Raw genomic sequence first — 20,036 nt, 5'->3', positions numbered from 1 at the left:
ATGACACTCAGTGCGCGGGCTGCGTGGACGGCTCGGAGGGTGGCGCGTCCGCCGGCTGGGTGTGGGCTTTGTGCTCGCCCGCCAGCCACAGATACATGGCGGGCACCACGAACAGCGTGAACAAGGTGCCGATCGACAGGCCGGTGAAGATCACCAGGCCCATGGCGTGACGGCCGGCGGCGCCGGCGCCCGACGCGATCACCAGCGGGATCACGCCGAACACCATGGCCGCGGTGGTCATCAGGATCGGACGCAGACGGGTGGCCGCCGCCTCCTCGATCGCCTCGCGCTTGGACTTGCCGGCCTCGCGCAGATGGTTGGCCACCTCCACGATCAGAATGCCGTGCTTGGAGATGAGGCCCATCAGCGTCACCAGCCCCACCTGCGTGTAGATGTTGACCGAGGCGAAGCCGAGGAAGATAAACGTCATCGCGCCGAACAGCGCCATCGGCACCGAGAACAGGATCACGACCGGGTCGCGGAAGCTCTCGAACTGCGCCGCCAGCGCCAGGAACACGATGATCACGGCAAACAGCATGGTCACCAGGAAGCCGCCCGACTCCGCCGCGTACTGGCGCGATTCGCCCGAGAAGTCGGCCGTGTAGCCGGCCGGCGCCACTTCCTTCAGCGCGTCACGCAGGTACTGCTGGATCTCGCCCTGCGACGAGCCGGTCACGCCGGAAATCGTCGCCGAGTTCAGCTGCTGGAAGCGGGTGATCGATTCCGGCTGCACGCTGTACTTGATGCTGGCCACGGTGCTGGCCGGGATCATGTCGCCGGTCGGCGTCTTGATGTAGAAGTCCAGCACGTCGTTCGGATTCAAGCGGTCCACCTGCTGCACCTGCGGGATCACCTTGTACGAACGGCCGGCGATCGAGAAGTAGTTGACGTAGCCGCCGCCAAGCGCCGCCGCCATGGCATTGCCGAAGTCCTGCTGCGTCAGGCCCAGCGTGGCCAGCTTGTCGCGGTCCACGTCCACGGTCGCCTGCGGGGTGTCGATTTTCAGGTCGACGTCGACGAAATAGAACTTGTTGTCCTTGCGCGCCTTGTCCAGCACCGCCTGCGCCACCGTGTTCAGGTTCTCGAATGGCTCGGTGGTGGTGATCACGAACTGCACCGGCAGACCCGAGCTGCCCGGCAGCGCCGGGAACTGGAACGCCGCCACGCGGCCGCCGGCGATCTGGTTCCACTTGGCCTGCAGCTCCTGCTGGATCTCGTGCGCCGAGCGGCTGCGCTTGTCCCATGGCTTGAACAGCACGCCGCCGATACCGGCGTTGGTGGTCGGCACGCCGGTGATCTGGAACATCTGGTCATATTCCGGCAGCGACTTGGCGACATCGAAAATCTGCTTGGCGTAAGCCTGCATCTGGTCCGACGTGGCGGTGGGCGCGCCCACCACCTGCGACAGCACGATGCCCTGGTCCTCTTCCGGCGCCAGCTCGGACTGCGACAGCTTGAACTGGATGATCAGCAGGCCAAACACGATGAAGCCGAACACGATCAGCACCACCCAGGTGTTGAGCAGGTTGCGCAGCACGCGCAGGTAGCCGTCGTGCACCTTGGTGAACACGCGGTCGATGGCCTTGACGAACTTGCCCTCGTCCTGCGAATGGTCGAAGAAGTGGCCGCACATCATCGGCGACAGCGTCAGCGCGACGATGCCGGATACCGCCACCGCGCCGGCCAGCGTGAAGGCGAACTCGGTGAACAGCGCGCCGGTCAGGCCGCCCTGGAAGCCGATCGGCACGTACACCGCGATCAGCACCACGGTCATCGCCAGGATCGGGCTACCCAGCTCGCGCGCCGCGACGATGGCGGCGTCGAACGGCTTCATGCCCTGCTTCATGTGGCGGTCCACGTTCTCCACCACGATGATGGCGTCGTCCACCACCAGGCCGATGGCCAGCACGATCGCCAGCAGCGTCAGCAGGTTGATCGAATACCCGAGCAGCAGCATCACGAAGAAGGTGCCGATCAGCGACAACGGCATGGCCACCACCGGCACGATCACCGCGCGGAAGCTGCCGAGGAACAGGTAGATCACCACGGTCACGATGATCAGCGCCTCCACCAGCGTCTTCACCACTTCCTCGATCGAGGTGTTGATGAACTCCGTGGAGTCGTAGACGATTTCGCCGGTCAGGCCGGTCGGCAGCTGCGACTTGATGCCGGGGAAGGCTTCGCGCACGCGCTTGGCCACATCCAGGATGTTGGCCTCCGGCGCCACCTTGATACCGATGAACACCGAGCGCACGCCGCTGAATGCGACGTTGAAGTCATAGTTCTCCGAACCCAGCGTGACGTTGGCGATGTCCTCCAGGCGGACGATGGCGCCGTCCTGCTGCTTGACCGCCAACTGCTTGAACTCCTCCACCGTGTGCAGGTCGGTGCCGGCGGTCAGCGGCACGGTCACCGCCTGGCCCTTGGTCGAGCCCAGGCCGGCCAGGTAGTTGTTGGCGGCCAGCGCCTGGCTGACCTCCGCCGCGGTGACGCCGTGCGCCGCCATCTTGCCGGCGTCCAGCCAGGCGCGCAGCGCGAACTGGCGGGCGCCCAGCAGCTCGGCGGTCTGCACGCCCTGGATCGAATCCAGCTTGGGCTTGACCACGCGCAGCAGGAAGTCGGTCACGTTATTGGTCGGCAGCGTGTCGCTGTAGAAGCCCATGTACATGGCGTCGGTGGTCTGGCCGGTCTGCACCGTCAGCACCGGTTGCTGCGCCTGTTGCGGCAGCTGGTTCTTGACCGAGTTGACCTGGGTGGTGATCTCGGTCAGCGCGCGGTTGGAGTCGTAGTTCAGGCGCAGCGTGGCGGTGATGGTCGACACGCCGCTGTTGGACGACGACGACAGGTAGTCGATGCCCTGCGCCTGCGCGATGGCCGATTCCAGCGGCTGGGTGATGAAGCCCGCCACCGTGGCCGCGTCCGCGCCGTAGTAAGTGGTGGAGATGGTCACCACCGCGTTCTGCGTCTTCGGATACTGGTTGACCGGAAGACTGAACAGCGAGCGCAGGCCCAGCACCACGATCAGCAAACTGATCACGCTGGCCAGCACCGGCTTCTTGATGAAGATATCGGTAAAGTTCATGGCGCGTTATCCTCAGTGTTCCTGCGGCGTCGGATTCGGGCTGTTGGCCGGTTGCACCTTGTTGTCGATGACCGCCGGCGTGCCGTTCTTCAGTTTCAGCTGGCCGCTGGTGACCACGGTCTGGCCCTCTTTCAGGCCGGTGAGGATGGCCACCTGGTCGCCGCGGGTCGGACCGGTGGTCACGAATACCTGCTGCGCCACCAGGTAGGGCTGGCCCTTGTCATCCTTGAGCGTGTCCTTGGCGTCGGCCGGCGGTGGCGCCAGCAGGAACACGGTCGAGCCGTACGGGTTGTAGGTGATGGCGGTCTGCGGCAGGGTCAGGTATTTTTTCAGCTCGCCCTGATCCAGGCTGACGTTGGCGAACATGCCCGGCAACAGCTGGCGCTTGGTGTTGGGCACCGTGGCCTGCACCTGCACGTTGCGGGTGGCGGCGTCGATTTTCGGGCTGATCGAGGTCACCTTGGCGGCGAAGCCCACGCCCGGATAGGCATCGCTGGTCAGGTTCAGCTTCTGGCCGATGGACAGGCTGGCCAGCTGCTTCTGCGGCACGAAGAAGTCGACGTAGACGGTGTCGATGGTCTGCAGCGTCACCAGCTTGTCGCCCGGATTCAGGTACTGGCCCGGATTGACGGCGGTGATGCCCAGCTTGCCGGCGAACGGCGCGCGGATGGTCTTCTTGTCGACCAGCGCCTTTTGCTGCGCGGCCAGGGCCTGGCGCGACTTCAGGTCGGCCTCGTCGGCATCGACCTGCGCCTGGCTGATGGCCTGCGCCTGCAGTTGCAGCTTGTCGCGCTTGAGGGTGGTGGCCGCCAGGTCGGCGTTGGCTTGCAGCGCGCGCAGCTGGGCGATGTCGGAGTCGGCGTTCAGTTCGAACAGCACCTGCCCGGCCTTGACCTCGTCGCCGGACTTGAAGCGCACTTCGCGCACCAGGCCGGCGATCTCGGTGGTGACATCGACGCCGCGCACCGGCGACAGCGTGCCGACAGAGGTGAGCTGCGGCTGCCATTCGGCCGACTGCACCTTGACGGCGGTGACCACCTGCGCGCCCGGCTTGGGCGCGCTGGCGATCAGCTTTTTAATCTGTAAAAATTTTCCGAACGCGAGTACGGCGATCAACAAGATCACCAACCCCACCATGATGAGCATGCGCTTGGTCGTTGGACGCTTGGCCATGAATCGTTCTCCTGCGTGTTTGAGTTATTGGTTTTTGCCGTACGGGGCGGCGGCGGAAACCGCCGTCGCGGCGGGAACGCCGTTGGCGCGATTCCACCAGCCGCCGCCCAGCGCCTGGAACAGCGCGGCGGTATCGGCGTAGCGGGCGGCCTGCGCCTGCACCAGGGCGATATGGGTTTGCTGGTAGCTGCGCTGCGCGTCCAGCAGCGTCAGGTAGCTGATGCCACCCAGCTTGTACTGCTGCTCGGCCAGATCCAGCGTTTCCTTGGCCAGCGCCTCGGCTTGCGCCTGCGACTGCAGCGCGGCGGCATCGGACTCCAGCGCGCGCAGCGTGTCGGCCACGTTCTGGAACGCGGTCAGCACGGTGGCGCGGTACTGCGCGGAGGCGGCGTCATACGCCGCTTCGGCCGCGCGCCGCTGGGCGCTCAGCGCGCCGCCATTGAAGATCGGCTGCGCCACGCCGGCCAGCAGGCTCCAGGCGGTGGTCTGCGAGTCGAACAGCTTGCCGAAGGTGGCGGCGCTGGACCCGTAGGACGCGGTCAGCGAAAACTGCGGATACTGCGCCGCCGTGGCCACGCCGATGGCGGCGCTGGCCTGGTGCAGCGCCTCCTCGCTGGCGCGGATGTCGGGCCGCTGGCGCACCAGCGCCGAGGGCAGCGACACCGGCAGCTGCTGCGGCAGCGTCAGCGACGCCAGCGTGAACTCCGGCATGCCGCCCTCGCCCGGCAGCTTGCCGGCCAGGACCGACAGCTGGTGGCGCGCCGCTGCCAGCGCCTTCTCCAGCGGCGCGATGGTGGCGTTGATCTGCGCCACCTGGTTGCGCTGGCTGAGCACCGTGGTGCGCGGAATGGCGCCGTACTCGAACTGCTTCTCGATGACGTTCTGCTGCTTGGTCAGCGCATCCAGCACCTCGCGCGTGGCCTGCAGTTGCGCGCGCAGCGAGGCTTCCTGGATGGCGGTGGTGACCACGTTGGCGCTCAGCGTCAGGTAAGTCGCCTCGACCTGGAAGCGCTGATAGTCGATGGCCGCCTGCGCGCCTTCCAGCGTGCGCCGCGTGCCGCCGAACACGTCCGGCGTATAGGCGACGTTGACCGAGGCGTTATAGACGTTATAGACGCCGGCGGCCGCGCCGGCGGTGGCCGCGCTGACCTTCTGGCGGCCGCCGCCCAACTGGGCGCTGACCGACGGATACAGCAGATTGCCGGCCTGGGCGTTGTAGTTTTCCTGCGCCTGGCGCAGGGTCGCCTCGGCAGCAGCCATGTTCGGATTTTGCGCCAGCGCGCCGCGGATCAGCTGATCCAGCGCCGGCGAATTGAACAGCGACCACCACTGGGCCGGGATCTCCTGCCCGAAGGCGAACTGCTGGGCCGCGCCGCCCATGCCCGGCGCCGACACCGTCTGCTGTGGCAGCGGCGTCGGCGTGTAGCTGTCGCCGGCAGTGGCCGGCGCAGCGGGTGCCTTGAAGTCGGGGCCTAGCGCGCAACCGCCCACTCCGGCGGCGATCAACGCCGCCACGCCGGCCCGCAAGGCCAGCGTGTTGAACTGCCTGAAGATTCTTCTTTTCACTACAATCTCCCGCACTGTTACCAATATTTAAAGTTGACGTACACTAAAGATTAAATGACTGTACATTCAACTACGATGTTCGCATTTTTTATGGCTCAGGTGTGATTTAATTGCCGTGAGAGATATAAAAAAAAGGGCTTTGCCATCGCTGGCAAAGCCCTTTTTTGGGATAAGACTGGTAAAGACGCGATCAGGCCGCGACAGCGGCGGCGCCCACGGCGCCGTAAGCGGTATTCACCTCGGTCAGCGAGAACGCGCTGGGGCCGTTGGTCTGGGCGTCGACGCCATCGTCATGCGCCAGGCTGCGGTAGGTCAGCGGCGCTTCGTAACGGATGCGCTCGTCTTCGCTGATCTTGCCGTCGTGATTGGTGTCGGCGGCCATTTCAGCGGCCGGCGGCGGCACGCCCAGCACGCCGTCCTCGCCCACGCCCGGCAGCGGTTCGGGCGACAGCAGCGGATCGGGCGCGTTGGCGCTGTTGACGCCGTTACCGCCATTGACGCCATTGTTGGCGGCATTGTCGGCGCCAAAGCGGGCCTGGAAGATCTGGGTTTCCGGACGCTGGACCAGTTTTTTCAGGCCCTCGTCGAACTGTTGCAGCGCGCTTTTCAGCGTATCGTCTGCCGACACGGCCTTGACCAGCGCGTTGGCCTGGTCGCCGGTGTTGGCGGCATTGCTGGTGTCAGCCTGCAGGGGGCTGGTGGCATTGAAGCCAGGCAACGAGAAATACGCGGCAACCGATGCACTCAGGTCCGCGTTGCTGCTGTCCGTGGCAGATTGAACCTTGACGGGCGCCAGCGCTTTGTCAGCAACCAGCGCTGCCGACAGCGTACCGCCACCAATGTTGTTCACGTTAATCATCATCGACTCCTGCAAGAAGATTCCTCACCACTACATTCTATCAGCGTTTTGGCAATAGTGATCATTTCGTGCCGGCATCTCCGGTAAAAAACTGCTCTTTTGCGGCAAATTAGTTGCTTAATCGCACCATTGCAATTAAGAAAATCAATCGGCGCGGCAGCCCGATAGCTTTTGTTTGTAACAAGCCCGCTACAATTTTATCCCTACATCGGAGGTGGCGCGGTTTGTGCTGGTTTTATACTATTGCACCATAACCTAAAAATATGGAGTCATCGTGCATTACCTGCTTGCTCTGCCCTTTCTTGGCCTGCTCTGGCTGCCCTTCTACAACCACGAACTCCCCTCGCTGTTTGGCTTCCCCTTCTTCTACTGGTACCAGTTTGCCTGGGTCCCGCTGACGTCGCTGATCATCTGGTTCGTCTATCAGCATGACAAGAAGAAGGGAGACCAGCCATGATCCCGGATCAAGTCAACTGGACCGCCCTCGGCGTCTTCATCTTCTTCTTCGTGCTGGTGACGGTGCTGGGCTTCGGCGCCTCGCGCTGGATGAGCGCCAAGCAGCAAGGCAACCACCTGGAGGAATGGGGCCTGGGCGGGCGCAACTTTGGCGCCTGGATCACCTGGTTCCTGGTGGGCGGCGACTTCTACACCGCCTACACCGTGATCGCCGTGCCGGCGCTGGTGTACGCGGTGGGCGCCTACGGCTTCTTCGCCCTGCCCTACACCATCCTGGTGTACCCGATCGTCTACACCATCATGCCCAAGCTGTGGCACGCCGCGCAAAAGGCCGGCCACGTCACCGCCGCCGACGTGGTGTTTGGCCGCTACCGTTCGCGCCCGCTGGAATTCGCCATCGCGCTGACCGGCGTGGTGGCCACCATGCCCTACATCGCGCTGCAACTGGTGGGCATGGAAGTGGTGATCAAGGCGCTGGGCCTGACCGGCGAGCTGCCGCTGGCCGCCGCCTTCGTCATCCTGGCGCTGTACACCTACGCCGCCGGCCTGCGCGCGCCGGCGCTGATCGCCTTCGTCAAGGACCTGATGATCTACATCGTGGTGCTGGTGGCGGTGATCCTGGTGCCGGCCAAGCTGGGCGGCTATGGCGCGGTGTTCAGCGCCGCCGGCGACGCCTTCGCCGCCAAGGGCGGCGCCACCGGCCTGACGCTGAAGCCGGCGCAGATCCTGCCGTTCGCCACGCTGGCGCTGGGGTCGGCCATGGCGGCCTTCATGTATCCGCACACGCTGACCGGCATCTTCGCCGCCAACAGCGCGGACACCATCCGCAAGAACGCCGTGTTCCTGCCGGCCTACACCATCCTGCTTGGCCTGATCGCGCTGCTGGGCTTCATGGCGTATGCCGCCCACCTCACGGTGGCCAGCAACAACGACGTGGTGCCGGCGCTGTTCAACGCCCTGTTCCCGAGCTGGTTCAGCGGCTTCGCCTTCGCCGCCATCGCCATCGGCGCGCTGGTGCCGGCGGCGGTGATGTCGATCGGCGCGGCCAATCTGTTCACCCGCAATTTCTGGAAGCCGTATGTGAATCCGGCGGTGACGCCGGAGGGCGAGGCCAAGGTGGCCAAGCTGGTGTCGCTGGTGGTCAAGGTGGGCGCGCTGGTGTTCATCCTGTTCCTGCCGACCAAGTTCGCGCTGGACCTGCAACTGCTGGGCGGCGTGTGGATCCTGCAGACCTTCCCGTCGGTGGTGTTCGGCCTGTTCTTCGGCTGGTTCGGCGCCCGCGCGCTGCTCAGCGGCTGGGCGGTCGGCATCGTCGCCGGCAGCGCGCTGGCCTTCAGCGACGGCATCAAGCCGGTGCACACGCTGGTGATCGGCGGCGACAGCTACACCGCCTACACCGGTTTGCTGGCGCTCGCGCTCAACATCGTGGTCGCCATCATCGTGCAGCTGGTGGCCGGCGAAAAGCGCAAGGCCTGAACTTCTTGTCATCGTCCCGTCACAGGAATAGGATAGCATCCGGCACGCCCAAGCTATCCTATTCAACCTGACGATCCTCTATGACCAAGAACTTGTCCCTGCGCGCGATCACCATCGCCGCATCCTGCCTTGCCCTGTCCCACGTTCACGCCGCGCCTGCGGCGCCCACCACCGCCTCCACCCTGCCCAAGCTGGTGGTCGTGCTGGTGGTGGACGGCCTGCCGAACGAACAGGTGCAACGCTACCGCGACCAGTTTGGCCAGGGCGGCTTGCGCCGCATGCTGGACCAGGGCGCCTCGTTCAGCAACGCGCACCAGGCGCACGGCGTCACCGTCACCGCCATCGGCCACAGCGCCGTGCTGACCGGCGCCTATCCTTATGTGCACGGCATCATCGGCAACAACTGGATCGATCCGCTCACCAAGAAGTCGGTGTACTGCACCGAGGACAGCAACTACACCTACATCGGCGAAGAGACCAAACCCAGCGACGGCACCTCGCCGGCCAAGCTAAAGGTCAACACGCTGGGCGATGAACTGCGCTACGCCACCGGCAGCCGCAGCAAGGTGGTCACCGTGTCCGGCAAGGACCGCGGCGCCATCCTGCTGGCCGGTAAAACCGGCACCGCCTACATGTACATGGACAAAACCGGCAACTTCGCCAGCAGCACCTACTACATGAAGCAGCATCCGGAGTGGGTGCAAAAGTACCTGGCCGCCAAGCCGCAGGACCGCTACTACGGCAAGACCTGGGCGCCGCTGCTGCCGGAAGCTGCCTACGCCGGCGACGCGCCGGAAGACCTGAACATTCCCAAACCGGGCTCGCACAACCGCCTGCCCTACACCTACTACAGCGAGAGCGGCGAGATCGACGCCGGCTACTACGCCAGCCTGCGCGTCGGCCCGTTCCTCGACCAGCTGACGCTGGACTTCGCGCGCGCGGCGGTGGAAGGCGAAAACCTCGGCCGCAATCCGGCCGGCGTGCCGGACCTGCTGGGCGTCAGCCTGTCGGCGCACGACTACGTCAACCACGCCTTCGGCCCGGAGAGCAAGCTGTCGCACGACCACCTGCAACGCCTGGACCGCATGGTGGCCGACTTCTTCAACTACCTGGACAAGCGCATCGGCATGGACAACGTGCTGGTGGTGCTGACCGCCGACCACGGCTTCCCCAACACGCCGGAATTCTCCAAGACGCAGAACTACGACGCCCAGCGCCTCGACGGCGACAAGCTGATGGCCGCGCTGGACCAGCATCTGGCCGCCAAATTCGGCGTCTCGAAACTGGTGCAAGCCTGGTCGCTGCCGAACATCCACCTGGACTACGTGCTGGCCGAGCAAAACAAGCTGAAACGCGAAGACGTGGAAAACGCCGCCGCCAAGTACCTGCTGGCGCAAAACGGCGTGGTCGACACCTACACCCGCACCCAGTTTGAAAGCGGCGCGGTGCAGGGCACGCACATCAACACCCTGATGCGCCGCGCCTGGAACCGCGAGTCGTCCGGCGACCTGATGGTGGTGCTCAAGCCGTTCTGGTACTTCGGCACCGGCAATAGCGGCACCTCGCACGGCTCGCCGTATGCCTACGACACCAACGTGCCGCTGATGATCATGGGTAAACGCTGGATCAAGCCGGGCGCCTACGGCCAGTACGCCGAAGTGGTCGACATCGCGCCGACGCTGGCCAACCTGCTGCACGTGCGTCCGCCGGCCGGCGCGGAAGGCCGCGTACTGACCGAAACCCTGCGTTAAAGTTACCCTTTCGGGCAATCGCGGCAACAGCCAGAGGGCAGAGCAGCCGCGCATGCCCGCCCGCCCCTCAGCACAAAACCGCCGACTCCACTATAGTAAGCCTTTTGCTTAGCTGAAAGAACACAGTGGATACGAACAAACAGCCCACCTGGGCACTGCTGGCACTAGCGGTTGGCGCCTTCGGCATCGGCACCACCGAATTTTCGCCCATGGGACTGCTGCCGGTGATCGCCGACGGCATCCATGTCTCCATCCCCAGCGCCGGCCTGCTGATCAGCGCCTACGCGCTGGGCGTGATGATCGGCGCGCCGGTCATGACGCTGCTGCTGGCCCGCCTGCGGGCCAAGCACGCGCTGATCGTGCTGCTGTCGATTTTCGTGGTCGGCAACCTGCTGTCGGCCATGGCGCCCGGCTACTGGACGCTGCTGGCGTCGCGCCTGGTCACCAGCCTGAATCACGGCGCCTTCTTCGGCATCGGCTCGGTGGTCGCCTCCAACCTGGTCACGCCGGACAAGCGCGCCAGCGCCGTCGCCACCATGTTCATGGGCCTGACCATCGCCAATATCGGCGGCGTGCCCGCTGCCACCTGGGTCGGCCAGCAGATCGGCTGGCGCATGGCGTTTGCCGGCACGGCGGGCCTGGGCCTGCTGGCGATGGCGGCGCTGATCTTTGCCTTGCCGCGCGGCGAGGCCGGCGCCATGCCGGACATCCGCAAGGAGCTGCGCGTGCTGGCCAGCCCCACGGTGCTGATGGCCATGGCCACCACGGTCATGGGCTCGGCCGCCATGTTCGCGCTGTACACCTATATCGCGCCGGTGCTGACCACGCTGACCGGCGCCTCGTCCGGCTTCGTCACGCTGGCGCTGGTGCTGATCGGCGTTGGCTTCACAATCGGGAATGGGGTCGGCGGCAAGGTGGCCGACTGGTCGCTGGATGGCGCCACCAAGATCTTCCTGGCGGCGCTGGCGGTGATCATGCTGGTGCTGCCGCTGCTGTTCAGCAGCCACTGGGGCGCGCTGGTTGGCGTCATCTTGTGGGGCGCGGCAGCGTTTGCGATCGTGCCGCCGGTGCAGATCCGCGTGATGCACGCGGCGGCCGAGGCGCCGGGGCTGGCGTCATCGGTCAACGTTGGCGCGTTCAATCTGGGCAACGCGCTGGGCGCGGCCATCGGCAGCTACGTCATCTCGGCCGGCATGGGGTATGCCGCAGTGCCGGTGGCCGGCGCCGTGATGGCCGCCGCCGGCCTGCTGCTGGTGTTCGCCGGCCGTCGCTCAGGACAAGCTGGCGAGGTAGCTGTTTAAGTGGTCGAAGTTCAGCGGCTTGGAGAAGTGCTGGGTAAAGCCGGCGGCGACCGCCTTCTTGACCGAATCGCGGTCGGCGGAACCGGTCAGCGCGATGATCGGCAGCGACTGCGCGCCCGGCATGCGGCGGATCGCGCGCACCGCGCCAAAGCCGTCCATCCATGGCATGCCCAGATCCATGATGATTGCCTTGGGCATGGCGTCCTTGACCCAGTCGCAGGCCTCGTAGCCGTTGTGCGCGGCGGCGGTCTCGTAGCCGTGGCACTGCAGTAGCGCCGACAGCGACTCCACCACATCGACATTATCATCCACCACCAGAACCTGTTTTGCGCTTGCCATGATGTGCCTCACTTTTTATTGGACAGTGAAACCATCGTAACAACGGCTGAGTTAGTCGTATGTACGGCAGCGCACCTTACCAGAGCACGGGCTGGCGGATGAAGAAATTGCGGTTGACCTCCTCCACCGTGGAGTCGGCGGGCAGGCCGGCCCAGAGGGCCAGATAATCCGCCCTGCCCAGCGCGCGCCCGGCGAACAGCAGGCTGGCATGGCGCATCGGCCACTGCTTGTCGTACATGACGTCCGGCGGCAGCGGCCAGGCGCGCTTGTCGCGGATGTAGGGCGCCATCCAGGCCATGGCCTTGGCCATGCTCCTGCCGTCCGGCGTGGCGTAGGTCCAGAGATTGTCGTCCGGCGTGGACAGGATCTGGCACAGCGCGGCCAGCGCCTCCAGGTCAAACAGCGCGTAACCGTAAGGCTTGGTGCGTTTCAGCTCCAGCGGCAGGCTGCCATCGGCAGCGAGCTGGGTGGGCAGCAGCACGGTTTTGAAGCGCTCGCGCGCAGTGGCCAGCAGTTGCTGATCGCCGGTCAGGTGGGCGAATGCGGCCACCTGCAGCAGCCAGCAGGTGCCATGGTTGTTCTTTGCGTCGCGCTCATCGTGGCCGTTCTTGCTGCTGGTGAGCCAATGCAGATACTCGGTGAACCAGCGCTCGATGCCGGCTTGCTCGTCGGCCGCGAGTTGGCCGCCGTCGCGCAGCACCTCGATGGCGCGCGCCACTTCGACCAGGTGCACGGTGTCGATGATGCCGATGCCACGTCCCTTGGTGACGCCGGAAATCGCCTGCGCATACTGCAGATTCGGATTCAGCCGCGTGTCCGGACCGATGAACCAGGCGTGCAGGTGGTCGACGGCGTGCCGCGCATAACGGCCATCGCCGGAAATCCTCCACGCCGCCGCCAGTGCCGGCATCTGCATCGAAAACCGCACCAGGGCGCGCCGATGGGCGACGAAGTTATCGGGATTGGTCAACCCGTCGCGCTGGATGTACGGCCCGCCCGGGTGCGCCGGGTCGGGCCACCAGTAGTCGCCTTCCGAGTAAAAGTCATGCGGCCCGCCACTGCTGCGCGGACTGGGAAACGCGGTAATGGTCACCGGCGCTTCCGCCAGCGCGGCATCGGCCGCCCGCAAAATGCGCGGCCGGTCCAGGCTGACGATATCGGGCGATGGGGATGGGGATTGAGCCAGCGCCGGTGCCGCCGGTCCGGCCAGGCAGGCCAGTGCCAGCCAGATGCCGCCCAGCGCGCGCGTCAGGCCGTCAGCCACGCACGGCCGCTTCGATGCGGGCGACGTCGATTTTTTGCATCGTCATCATGGCCTGGAAGGCGCGCTGGGCGACCTCGCCGCCCTTCAGCATGGCCTCGGTCAGCACGCGCGGGGTGATCTGCCATGACAGGCCCCACTTGTCCTTGCACCAGCCGCAGGCGCTCTCGGCACCGCCGTTGCCGACGATGGCTTCCCAGTAGCGGTCCGTCTCCGCCTGGTCCTCCGTCGAAATCTGGAAGGAAAAGGCCTCGCTGTGCGTAAAGGCCGGGCCGCCGTTGAGGCCCAGGCACGGTATGCCACAGACCGTGAACTCGACCGTGAGCACCTGTCCCGCCGAGCCGCCGGGGAAATCGGTCGGCGCGCGATGGACGGCGCTCACTGCGCTATCGGGGAAGGTGCGGGCATAGAACTTGGCCGCTTCTTCCGCGTCCTTGTCGTACCACAGGCAGATCGTATTCTTGGCCGTCATCATGTCTCTCCTCTGTTCGCCGTGGGACGATTTTACAGCGTAAAAAATGATGACGGCGCGCGCGAGGCCCTACCCCGCAACCTTTTGCCTCGACGCCAGCTTGACCACTTAGGGGTCTGACCCCGTACGGGGTCAGACCCCGCCTGGCCGTGCGGGGTCAGCTCACCATCAGCTTGGTCGACTTCAGATTAACGCTATCCGGGCCAGCATGGATAGTGAAGCTGCCCGGCTCCACCACGCGCTGCATCTCGGTGTTATAGAACCACAGGTCCGACGGCTTGATATCAAAGCTCAGCGTGCGCTTCTCCCCCGGCTGCAGCGTCACGCGCCTGAACGCCTTCAACTCCAGCACCGGCCGCGTGACCGAGCTGACATCGTCGCGGATATAAATCTGCACTACCTCATCGCCCGCCCGCTTGCCGGTGTTGGTCACATCCACCTCCACCCTGGTGGACTCATTGACGCCTATGGTCGCCTTGGCCAACCGCGGCGCCGACATCGCAAACGTGGTATAGCTCAGGCCAAAGCCAAACGGATACAACGGCTTGGTCGAACCATCAATATAACCACGCCGCGCCGACGGCTTGTGGTTGTAGAAGATCGGCAGTTGCCCGACGCTGCGCGCGATCGACACCGGCAGCTTGCCGCCCGGGTTGGCGCGGCCGAACAACAGATCCGCCGCCGCGTGCCCCGTCTCCTGGCCCATGTACCAGCCCTCGATGATCGCGTCCGCCTTCTCGGCCAGGAAGTTGATCGACAGCGGACGGCCGTTCAGCAAAAACACCACGGTCGGCTTGCCCAGCGCGAAAATGGCGCGCGCCAGGTCGTTCTGCTGCCCCATCAGGTCCAGCGATTCGCGGTCGCCGAGGTGGGTGTCGGCCCACGCCTCGCGGCTGGTCTGCTCGTTATCGCCCAATACCATGATAATGGTGTCGGCCGACTTGGCCGCCTCCACCGCGTCGGCGATCAGCTTCGCATTCACCGCCGGATCGGTGAATTTGATTTCGTCCTTGCCCCAGATGCGGCTTTCGGTGATGCGCACGCCCTCAGAATACGCCAGCGTGAAACCCTGCGCCTTGGCCTCCGCCTCCAGGCCCTCATGGATCGACACCACATGGCGCGGAATATCCGAATAACCGCCGATCGGCGTGTCCTTGGCGTGCGTGCCGATCAGCAGCACCTTGCCGACCTTCTTGCCGTCCAGCGGCAGCAGGCCCTTGTCGTTCTTCAGCAGCACCGCCGTGCGCGTGGCGGCCAGGCGCGCCAGCGCGAGGGCATCCTTGGTGGCGGTCAGGCCGTCGGCCGCCTTGGCGTCGACGTACGGATTTTCAAACAGCCCGGCTTCAAACTTCATGGTCAGCACCCGGCGCACCACGGCGTCGATCTCGCTTTCGCTGACGCGTCCCTCTTTCACCAGTGCGCCGAGGTGCTTGAAGCCTTTGCCGTCCGGCGTCTCGATGTCGACACCGGCCTTGAAAGCGCGATAGCCGGCCTCCTTCTCCGAATCCACCAGCTTATGGCGCGTCACCAGTTCCGCCACGGCCATGTAGTCGGACACGGTCAGCCCCTTGAAGCCCCACTCCTCGCGCAGCACCTTGTGCAGCAGCCAGTGATTGGCGTGTGACGGCACACCACCGATCTCGTTATACGACGGCATGACCGCGCCAACGTTGGACTCCTTGATCGCGCGCTCGAACGGCGGAAAGAACTCCTCGCGCAAAGTGCGTTCGGTGACTTCGGCCGGCCCGGTGTTGGTGCCGTTTTCCGGCTGGCCGTGGCCCGTCATGTGCTTTAGCGTGACAAACACCTTGTCCTTGGCCAGCCTGGGGCTGGTGCCGGCGAAACCGAGTATCGCCGCCTTGCCCATCTCGCCACAGACGTACGGATCTTCGCCGAAGGTTTCCTCGATACGCCCCCAACGCGGCTCGCGCGCCACGTCCACCACTGGCGCCAGCGCCAGGTGCGAGCCGGCCGCGCGCATTTCACGCGCCGCCACGCTGAAGATCCTGGTGGTCAGTTCGGGATCGAAGGACGAAGCAATGCCGATCGCTTGCGGGAAGCTGGTCGCATGGCGCGCCGCGTAGCCGTGCAGCGCTTCTTCGTGCATGAACATCGGGATGCCGAGGCGGGTCTGTTCCATCGCCCATTTCTGCGCCGCGTTGACGTAGGTGGCGGTTTCCAGCGGGGTGCGGTTGATCACCTGGCCGTCATCGCCGGCCGCGCCGCCCCCCTGTCCCAGGCGCCGGTCCGATGGACGGGCCAGCATGCCCATCCCGTTCGGGAATTCCTGCTGCGCCTTGGCGGCGACGAATTCGCCCTTCTCGTCCTGGATGCGCACCTTGGTCTGCCAGGTGCAATGCAGCTGCATGATTTTTTCTTCCAGCGTCATGCGGCCGAGCAGATCATCGACGCGCCTTTCAACTGGCAGCGATGCGTCCTTGTACGGCGCCTTGGCCGGCGCCGCGAACGCCGGCATGACGGTAAGACCGGCCAGGCCGGTCATGGAAGTGAGGAACTGCCTGCGGTGGTTGGTCATGCATTGTCTCCATGTTTGGATTTATTTTTTTATCGTTTGCCTGCGCGGGTGCTGACGTCCACCCACACGGCCAGGGTCAGGATCGCGCCTTTGACGATCATCTGCCAGTAGGTGTCGACGTCCAGCATCGACATGCCGTTGTCCAGCGACGCCATCACCAGCGCGCCGATCAGCGCGCCGTGCACGGTGCCGGAGCCGCCGCGCATCGAGGTGCCGCCAATGAAGCAGGCGGCGATGGCATCCAGCTCGCCCGAGGTGCCGGCCGATGGCGAACCGGCCGCCAGGCGCGCCGTATTGACCAGGCCCGCCAGGGCGCACATCAGACCCATGATGCCGAAGATCCACAGCTTGATTGATTTGACGTTGATGCCCGACAGGCGCGTGGCCTCCATGTTGGAGCCGACCGAGTACACGCGGCGGCCGAACACCGTCTGCGTGGTGACATAGCTGAAGATGCCCAGCAGCGCCAGCAACAGCAGCACCGGCAGCGGAATGCCCTCGTAGTCGTTGAAGGTGATGATGAAGGCGGCCAACACCACGCCCAGAATCGCCAGCTTGGCGGCATCACGCCACATCGGCGCCACCTCCAGCGCGTGCGCGGCGCGGCTGCGGCGCTGCTGGAAGATCAGGTAGATCGCCACCACGAACAGCAACACGCCCAGCGCGATGCCCAGCGTTGGCGACAGGTAGGCCTGGCCGATGTAGACCATATCGTCCGACACCGGCGCGATGGTGGTGCCGCCGGTCACGCCCAGCACAATGCCGCGATAGGCCAGCATGCCGCCCAGGCCCACGATGAACGACGGAATGCCCAGGTAGGCCGTGAGATAGCCGTTGAACAGGCCAATCAGCAGGCCCACCACCAGCACGATCACCAGCGTGGCCGGCAGCGGCAGATGGTGCGTCACGTCCAGCACCGCCGCGATGCCGCCCAACAGGCCAAGCAGCGAACCGACCGACAGGTCGATCTCGCCGGCGATGATCACCAGCGACATGCCGCAGGCGACGATGCCGGTAATGGCCATCTGGCGCATCAGGTTGGACAGGTTGCGCGGCGTGACGAAGCCGCCCTCGGTGTGATAGCTGAAGAAGGCCCAGATCAGCGCCACGGCGATCAGCAGGGCCAGCATCTTGTACTGCGTGAACAGCTGTTTCAAGTTACTTTTCATTGGTAGTCCTAATATCAATGCGCCTGATCCAGCGCCGCCGCCAGTACCGTTTCCTGGCTTAGATTGTCGTTGACGAAATCGCCGCGCAGCCGGCCCTCGCCGATCACCAGCACGCGGTCCGAGATGCCCAGCACCTCGGCCAGCTCGGACGACACCATGATGATCGACATGCCCTGCCTGGCCAGGTCGAACATCAGCTGGTAAATCTCGAACTTGGCGCCGACGTCGACGCCGCGCGTGGGTTCGTCGAGGATCAGGATCTTCGGCTTGGTCAGCAGCATCTTGGACAGCACCGCCTTCTGCTGGTTGCCGCCCGACAGACCGGTAATCGGCAGGAATGGGCTGGAGGTCTTCAGCTTGACGCTCTTGATCTCCTTGCGGATGGTGGCCAGTTCGGCTTCCTGGTCGATGCGCGTGGCGCGTGCAAAGTCCTTCAGCACCGTCAGCGTCATGTTATGGCCGACCCCGAGGTCCGGCACGATGCCGTGGTGCTTGCGGTCTTCCGGCACCATGGCCAGGCCGTTGCGGATCGCCTTGACCGGCGAACTGGTATCCAGCTTGTGGCCATTGAGCCAGACTTCCGCCTCGCATGGCCCCGGATAGGCACCGAAGATGGCCGACACCAGCTCGGTGCGGCCGGCGCCCACCAGCCCCGCGATGCCGAGGATTTCGCCCTGGCGCAACTGGAAGGAGATGTTGTCTACGCGCTTGCGCTCGGGGTTGTCGGCGTCGTAGCAGGTCACGTTGCGCGCTTCGAAAATCACCTCGCCTGGCGTGTGCTCGCGCTGCGGATACAGCTGCGTCATCTCGCGGCCCACCATCTGGGCGATGATGCGGTCGATATTCATCTCGGACATCGGCGTGGTGGCGATATGCTGGCCGTCGCGGATGGTGACGATGGTGTCGCAAATCTCCGCCACCTCATCCAGCTTGTGCGAGATGTAGACGCAGGTGACGCCCTTGGCCTTGAGCGAATGGATGATATTCAGCAGCACCTTGATCTCGGCCGCCGTCAGCGACGACGACGGCTCGTCCAGGATCAGCAGGCGCGCGTTCTTGTTCAGTGCCTTGGCGATCTCGATCAGTTGCTGGTGGCCGCCGCCGTACTGCTTCACCGGCAGCACCACGTTGACGTCATTGATGTTCAGCTCTTTCAGCAACTGCTCGGCGCGGCGGTTCATGGCCGCGTAGTCCATGCGGCCGCCCGGCAGCGTGATCTCGTTGCCGAGGAAGATATTCTCCGCCACCGACAGTTCCGGCACCAGCATCAGTTCCTGGTGGATGATGACGATGCCGGCGGCCTCGGTTTCACGGATGGACTGGGCCCGCAGCGGCTGCCCGTCCCACAGGATTTCGCCTTCCCAGGTGCCGTGCGGGTAGACGGCGGACAGCACTTTCATCAACGTCGACTTGCCGGCGCCGTTCTCGCCGCACAAACCGGCGCACTCGCCGGCTTTGAGCTTGATGTCGATGCCGTTCAGGGCGCGCACACCGCCAAATTCCTTGACGATGTTGCGCATTTCCAGAAGATATTCGGCCATGCTGATTCCTTAGTTGGCGGTCAGCTGCGCCTTGGTGTAGAAGCCGTCGTCGGCCAGCACGTTCACATTCGCCTTGGTCAGCGCGACGGGCGCCAGCAGGACGGTGTTCACGTTCTTCATGCCGTTGTTGTAGGTCGAGTTGTAGGCCGGCGCTTCATTGCGCACCAGTTTCACCGACAGGCGCGCGGCTTCGGTGGCGATCACCTTCAGCGGCTTGTAGACGGTCATGGCCTGGGTGCCGGCGATGACGCGCTTGACGGCCGCCAGGTCGGCGTCCTGGCCGGACACCGGCACCTTGCCGGCCAGCTTTTGTGCCGCCAGCGCCTGGATCGCGCCGCCGGCGGTGGCGTCGTTGGATGCCACCACGGCATCGATCTTGTTGCCGTTGGCGGTCAGCGCGTTTTCGATGATGGCCAGCGCTTCGGAGGCGCTCCAGTCCTTGGTCCACTGCTTGCCGACCACCTTGATGTCGCCTTTGTCGATCAGCGGTTGCAGCACTTTGAGCTGGCCTTCGCGCAGGATCTTGGCGTTGTTGTCGGTCGGCGCGCCGCCGAGCAGGTAGTAGTTACCCTTCGGTTTCAGCGCCACCAGCGTGCTGGCCTGCAGCTCGCCGACCTTGGCGTTGTCGAAGGAGATGTAGGCGTCGATGTCGGCGTTGAGGATCAGGCGGTCGTACGACACCACCTTGATCTTGGCCTTCTTCGCCTCGCGCACGGCGTTGTTCAGCACCGTGGCGTTGTAGGGGACGATCACCAGCACGTCGACGCCGCGCGAGATCAGGTTTTCGATCTGGGCGATCTGGCGCTGCTCGCTGGCGTCGGCCGATTGCACGTAGACTTTGGCGCCCAGCTTCTCCGCCTCGGCGGTGAAGTAGTCGCGGTCGCGCGCCCAGCGTTCCAGGCGCAGGTCGTCGATCGAAAAGCCGATTTTCGGGTTCTTGGCGTCGGCCATGGCGCTGCCGGCGCCCAGTGCCATCATTGCGCCCAGCACGGCGCTCACAACAATCTTTTTCACTTCATCGTCTCCATAATTATTCTCCCCCCGTGTGTCATTC

At 64.9% G+C, this 20,036-nt stretch carries 15 protein-coding genes; 4 read left to right on the top strand and 11 right to left on the bottom strand.

The window, feature by feature from the left end; translation table 11 throughout:
* Positions 1-7 precede the first annotated feature (7 nt).
* The 4 genes from FHW58_RS03625 to FHW58_RS03610 all read right to left on the bottom strand — a co-directional run bounded on the left by FHW58_RS03625 (position 8) and on the right by FHW58_RS03610 (position 6,683).
* Positions 8-3,082 (bottom strand): efflux RND transporter permease subunit, encoded by a 3,075-nt coding sequence (locus FHW58_RS03625; RefSeq protein ID WP_179671687.1) that lies wholly within the window; start codon positions 3,080-3,082, stop codon positions 8-10.
* A 12-nt stretch (positions 3,083-3,094) separates the two neighbouring features.
* Positions 3,095-4,255: an efflux RND transporter periplasmic adaptor subunit gene (locus FHW58_RS03620; RefSeq protein WP_179671686.1), complete on the bottom strand. Its 1,161-nt coding sequence runs from the start codon at positions 4,253-4,255 to the stop codon at positions 3,095-3,097.
* A gap of 24 nt (positions 4,256-4,279) precedes the next feature.
* The gene (locus FHW58_RS03615; RefSeq protein ID WP_373996619.1) at positions 4,280-5,821 is read right to left on the bottom strand and encodes an efflux transporter outer membrane subunit; all 1,542 of its coding nucleotides are present in this window, start codon (positions 5,819-5,821) and stop codon (positions 4,280-4,282) included.
* A 190-nt stretch (positions 5,822-6,011) separates the two neighbouring features.
* Positions 6,012-6,683, bottom strand: coding sequence for a hypothetical protein (locus tag FHW58_RS03610; protein WP_229265041.1), 672 nt, complete (start codon positions 6,681-6,683; stop codon positions 6,012-6,014).
* A gap of 271 nt (positions 6,684-6,954) precedes the next feature.
* Between FHW58_RS03610 and FHW58_RS03605 the strand changes: the two genes are divergently transcribed.
* The 4 genes from FHW58_RS03605 (at position 6,955) to FHW58_RS03590 (ending at position 11,664) form a co-directional block, all read left to right on the top strand.
* The gene (locus tag FHW58_RS03605) at positions 6,955-7,137 is read left to right on the top strand and encodes a DUF3311 domain-containing protein (RefSeq protein ID WP_179671684.1); all 183 of its coding nucleotides are present in this window, start codon (positions 6,955-6,957) and stop codon (positions 7,135-7,137) included.
* Positions 7,134-8,612 carry a monocarboxylate uptake permease MctP gene (mctP, locus tag FHW58_RS03600; protein ID WP_218892621.1) on the top strand — a complete coding sequence of 493 codons (1,479 nt, stop codon included), beginning with the start codon at positions 7,134-7,136 and terminating at the stop codon, positions 8,610-8,612. The genes FHW58_RS03605 and mctP overlap by 4 nt, the downstream gene beginning before the upstream one ends.
* Positions 8,613-8,692: 80 nt before the next feature.
* Entirely contained in the window at positions 8,693-10,363 is a 1,671-nt protein-coding gene (locus FHW58_RS03595) for an alkaline phosphatase family protein (RefSeq protein WP_179671683.1), read from the top strand.
* 125 nt (positions 10,364-10,488) lie between these two features.
* Positions 10,489-11,664 (top strand): MFS transporter, encoded by a 1,176-nt coding sequence (locus tag FHW58_RS03590; RefSeq protein ID WP_179671682.1) that lies wholly within the window; start codon positions 10,489-10,491, stop codon positions 11,662-11,664.
* Here FHW58_RS03590 and FHW58_RS03585 read toward each other — a convergent pair.
* The 7 genes from FHW58_RS03585 to xylF form a co-directional block, all read right to left on the bottom strand.
* Positions 11,635-12,003, bottom strand: a complete 369-nt coding sequence (locus FHW58_RS03585) for a response regulator (protein ID WP_179671681.1) — start codon at positions 12,001-12,003, stop codon at positions 11,635-11,637. The two genes, FHW58_RS03590 and FHW58_RS03585, sit on opposite strands and share 30 nt — an antisense overlap.
* 76 nt (positions 12,004-12,079) lie before the next feature.
* On the bottom strand, positions 12,080-13,267 hold the full coding sequence (locus FHW58_RS03580; protein ID WP_218892620.1) for an alginate lyase family protein: 1,188 nt from the start codon (positions 13,265-13,267) through the stop codon (positions 12,080-12,082).
* On the bottom strand, positions 13,260-13,736 hold the full coding sequence (locus FHW58_RS03575; protein WP_218892690.1) for a VOC family protein: 477 nt from the start codon (positions 13,734-13,736) through the stop codon (positions 13,260-13,262). Before FHW58_RS03575 ends, FHW58_RS03580 begins: the two co-directional genes overlap by 8 nt.
* 157 nt (positions 13,737-13,893) lie before the next feature.
* The gene (locus tag FHW58_RS03570; RefSeq protein ID WP_179671679.1) at positions 13,894-16,272 is read right to left on the bottom strand and encodes a glycoside hydrolase family 3 N-terminal domain-containing protein; all 2,379 of its coding nucleotides are present in this window, start codon (positions 16,270-16,272) and stop codon (positions 13,894-13,896) included.
* A gap of 29 nt (positions 16,273-16,301) precedes the next feature.
* The gene (locus FHW58_RS03565; protein ID WP_179671678.1) at positions 16,302-17,441 is read right to left on the bottom strand and encodes a sugar ABC transporter permease; all 1,140 of its coding nucleotides are present in this window, start codon (positions 17,439-17,441) and stop codon (positions 16,302-16,304) included.
* Positions 17,442-17,455: 14 nt separating this feature from the next.
* Positions 17,456-18,982 carry a D-xylose ABC transporter ATP-binding protein gene (xylG, locus tag FHW58_RS03560; RefSeq protein WP_179671677.1) on the bottom strand — a complete coding sequence of 509 codons (1,527 nt, stop codon included), beginning with the start codon at positions 18,980-18,982 and terminating at the stop codon, positions 17,456-17,458.
* A 9-nt stretch (positions 18,983-18,991) separates the two neighbouring features.
* Complete coding sequence (gene xylF / locus FHW58_RS03555; RefSeq protein ID WP_179673259.1) at positions 18,992-19,960, bottom strand: D-xylose ABC transporter substrate-binding protein; 969 nt, start codon at positions 19,958-19,960, stop codon at positions 18,992-18,994.
* Positions 19,961-20,036 lie beyond the last annotated feature (76 nt).

Origin of the sequence: Duganella sp. 1224 (assembly GCF_013408245.1) — a bacterium.
In the GTDB taxonomy this organism is placed as follows: Bacteria; Pseudomonadota; Gammaproteobacteria; order Burkholderiales; family Burkholderiaceae_D; genus Rugamonas.
This window is presented reverse-complemented; position numbering and strand designations above follow the sequence as displayed.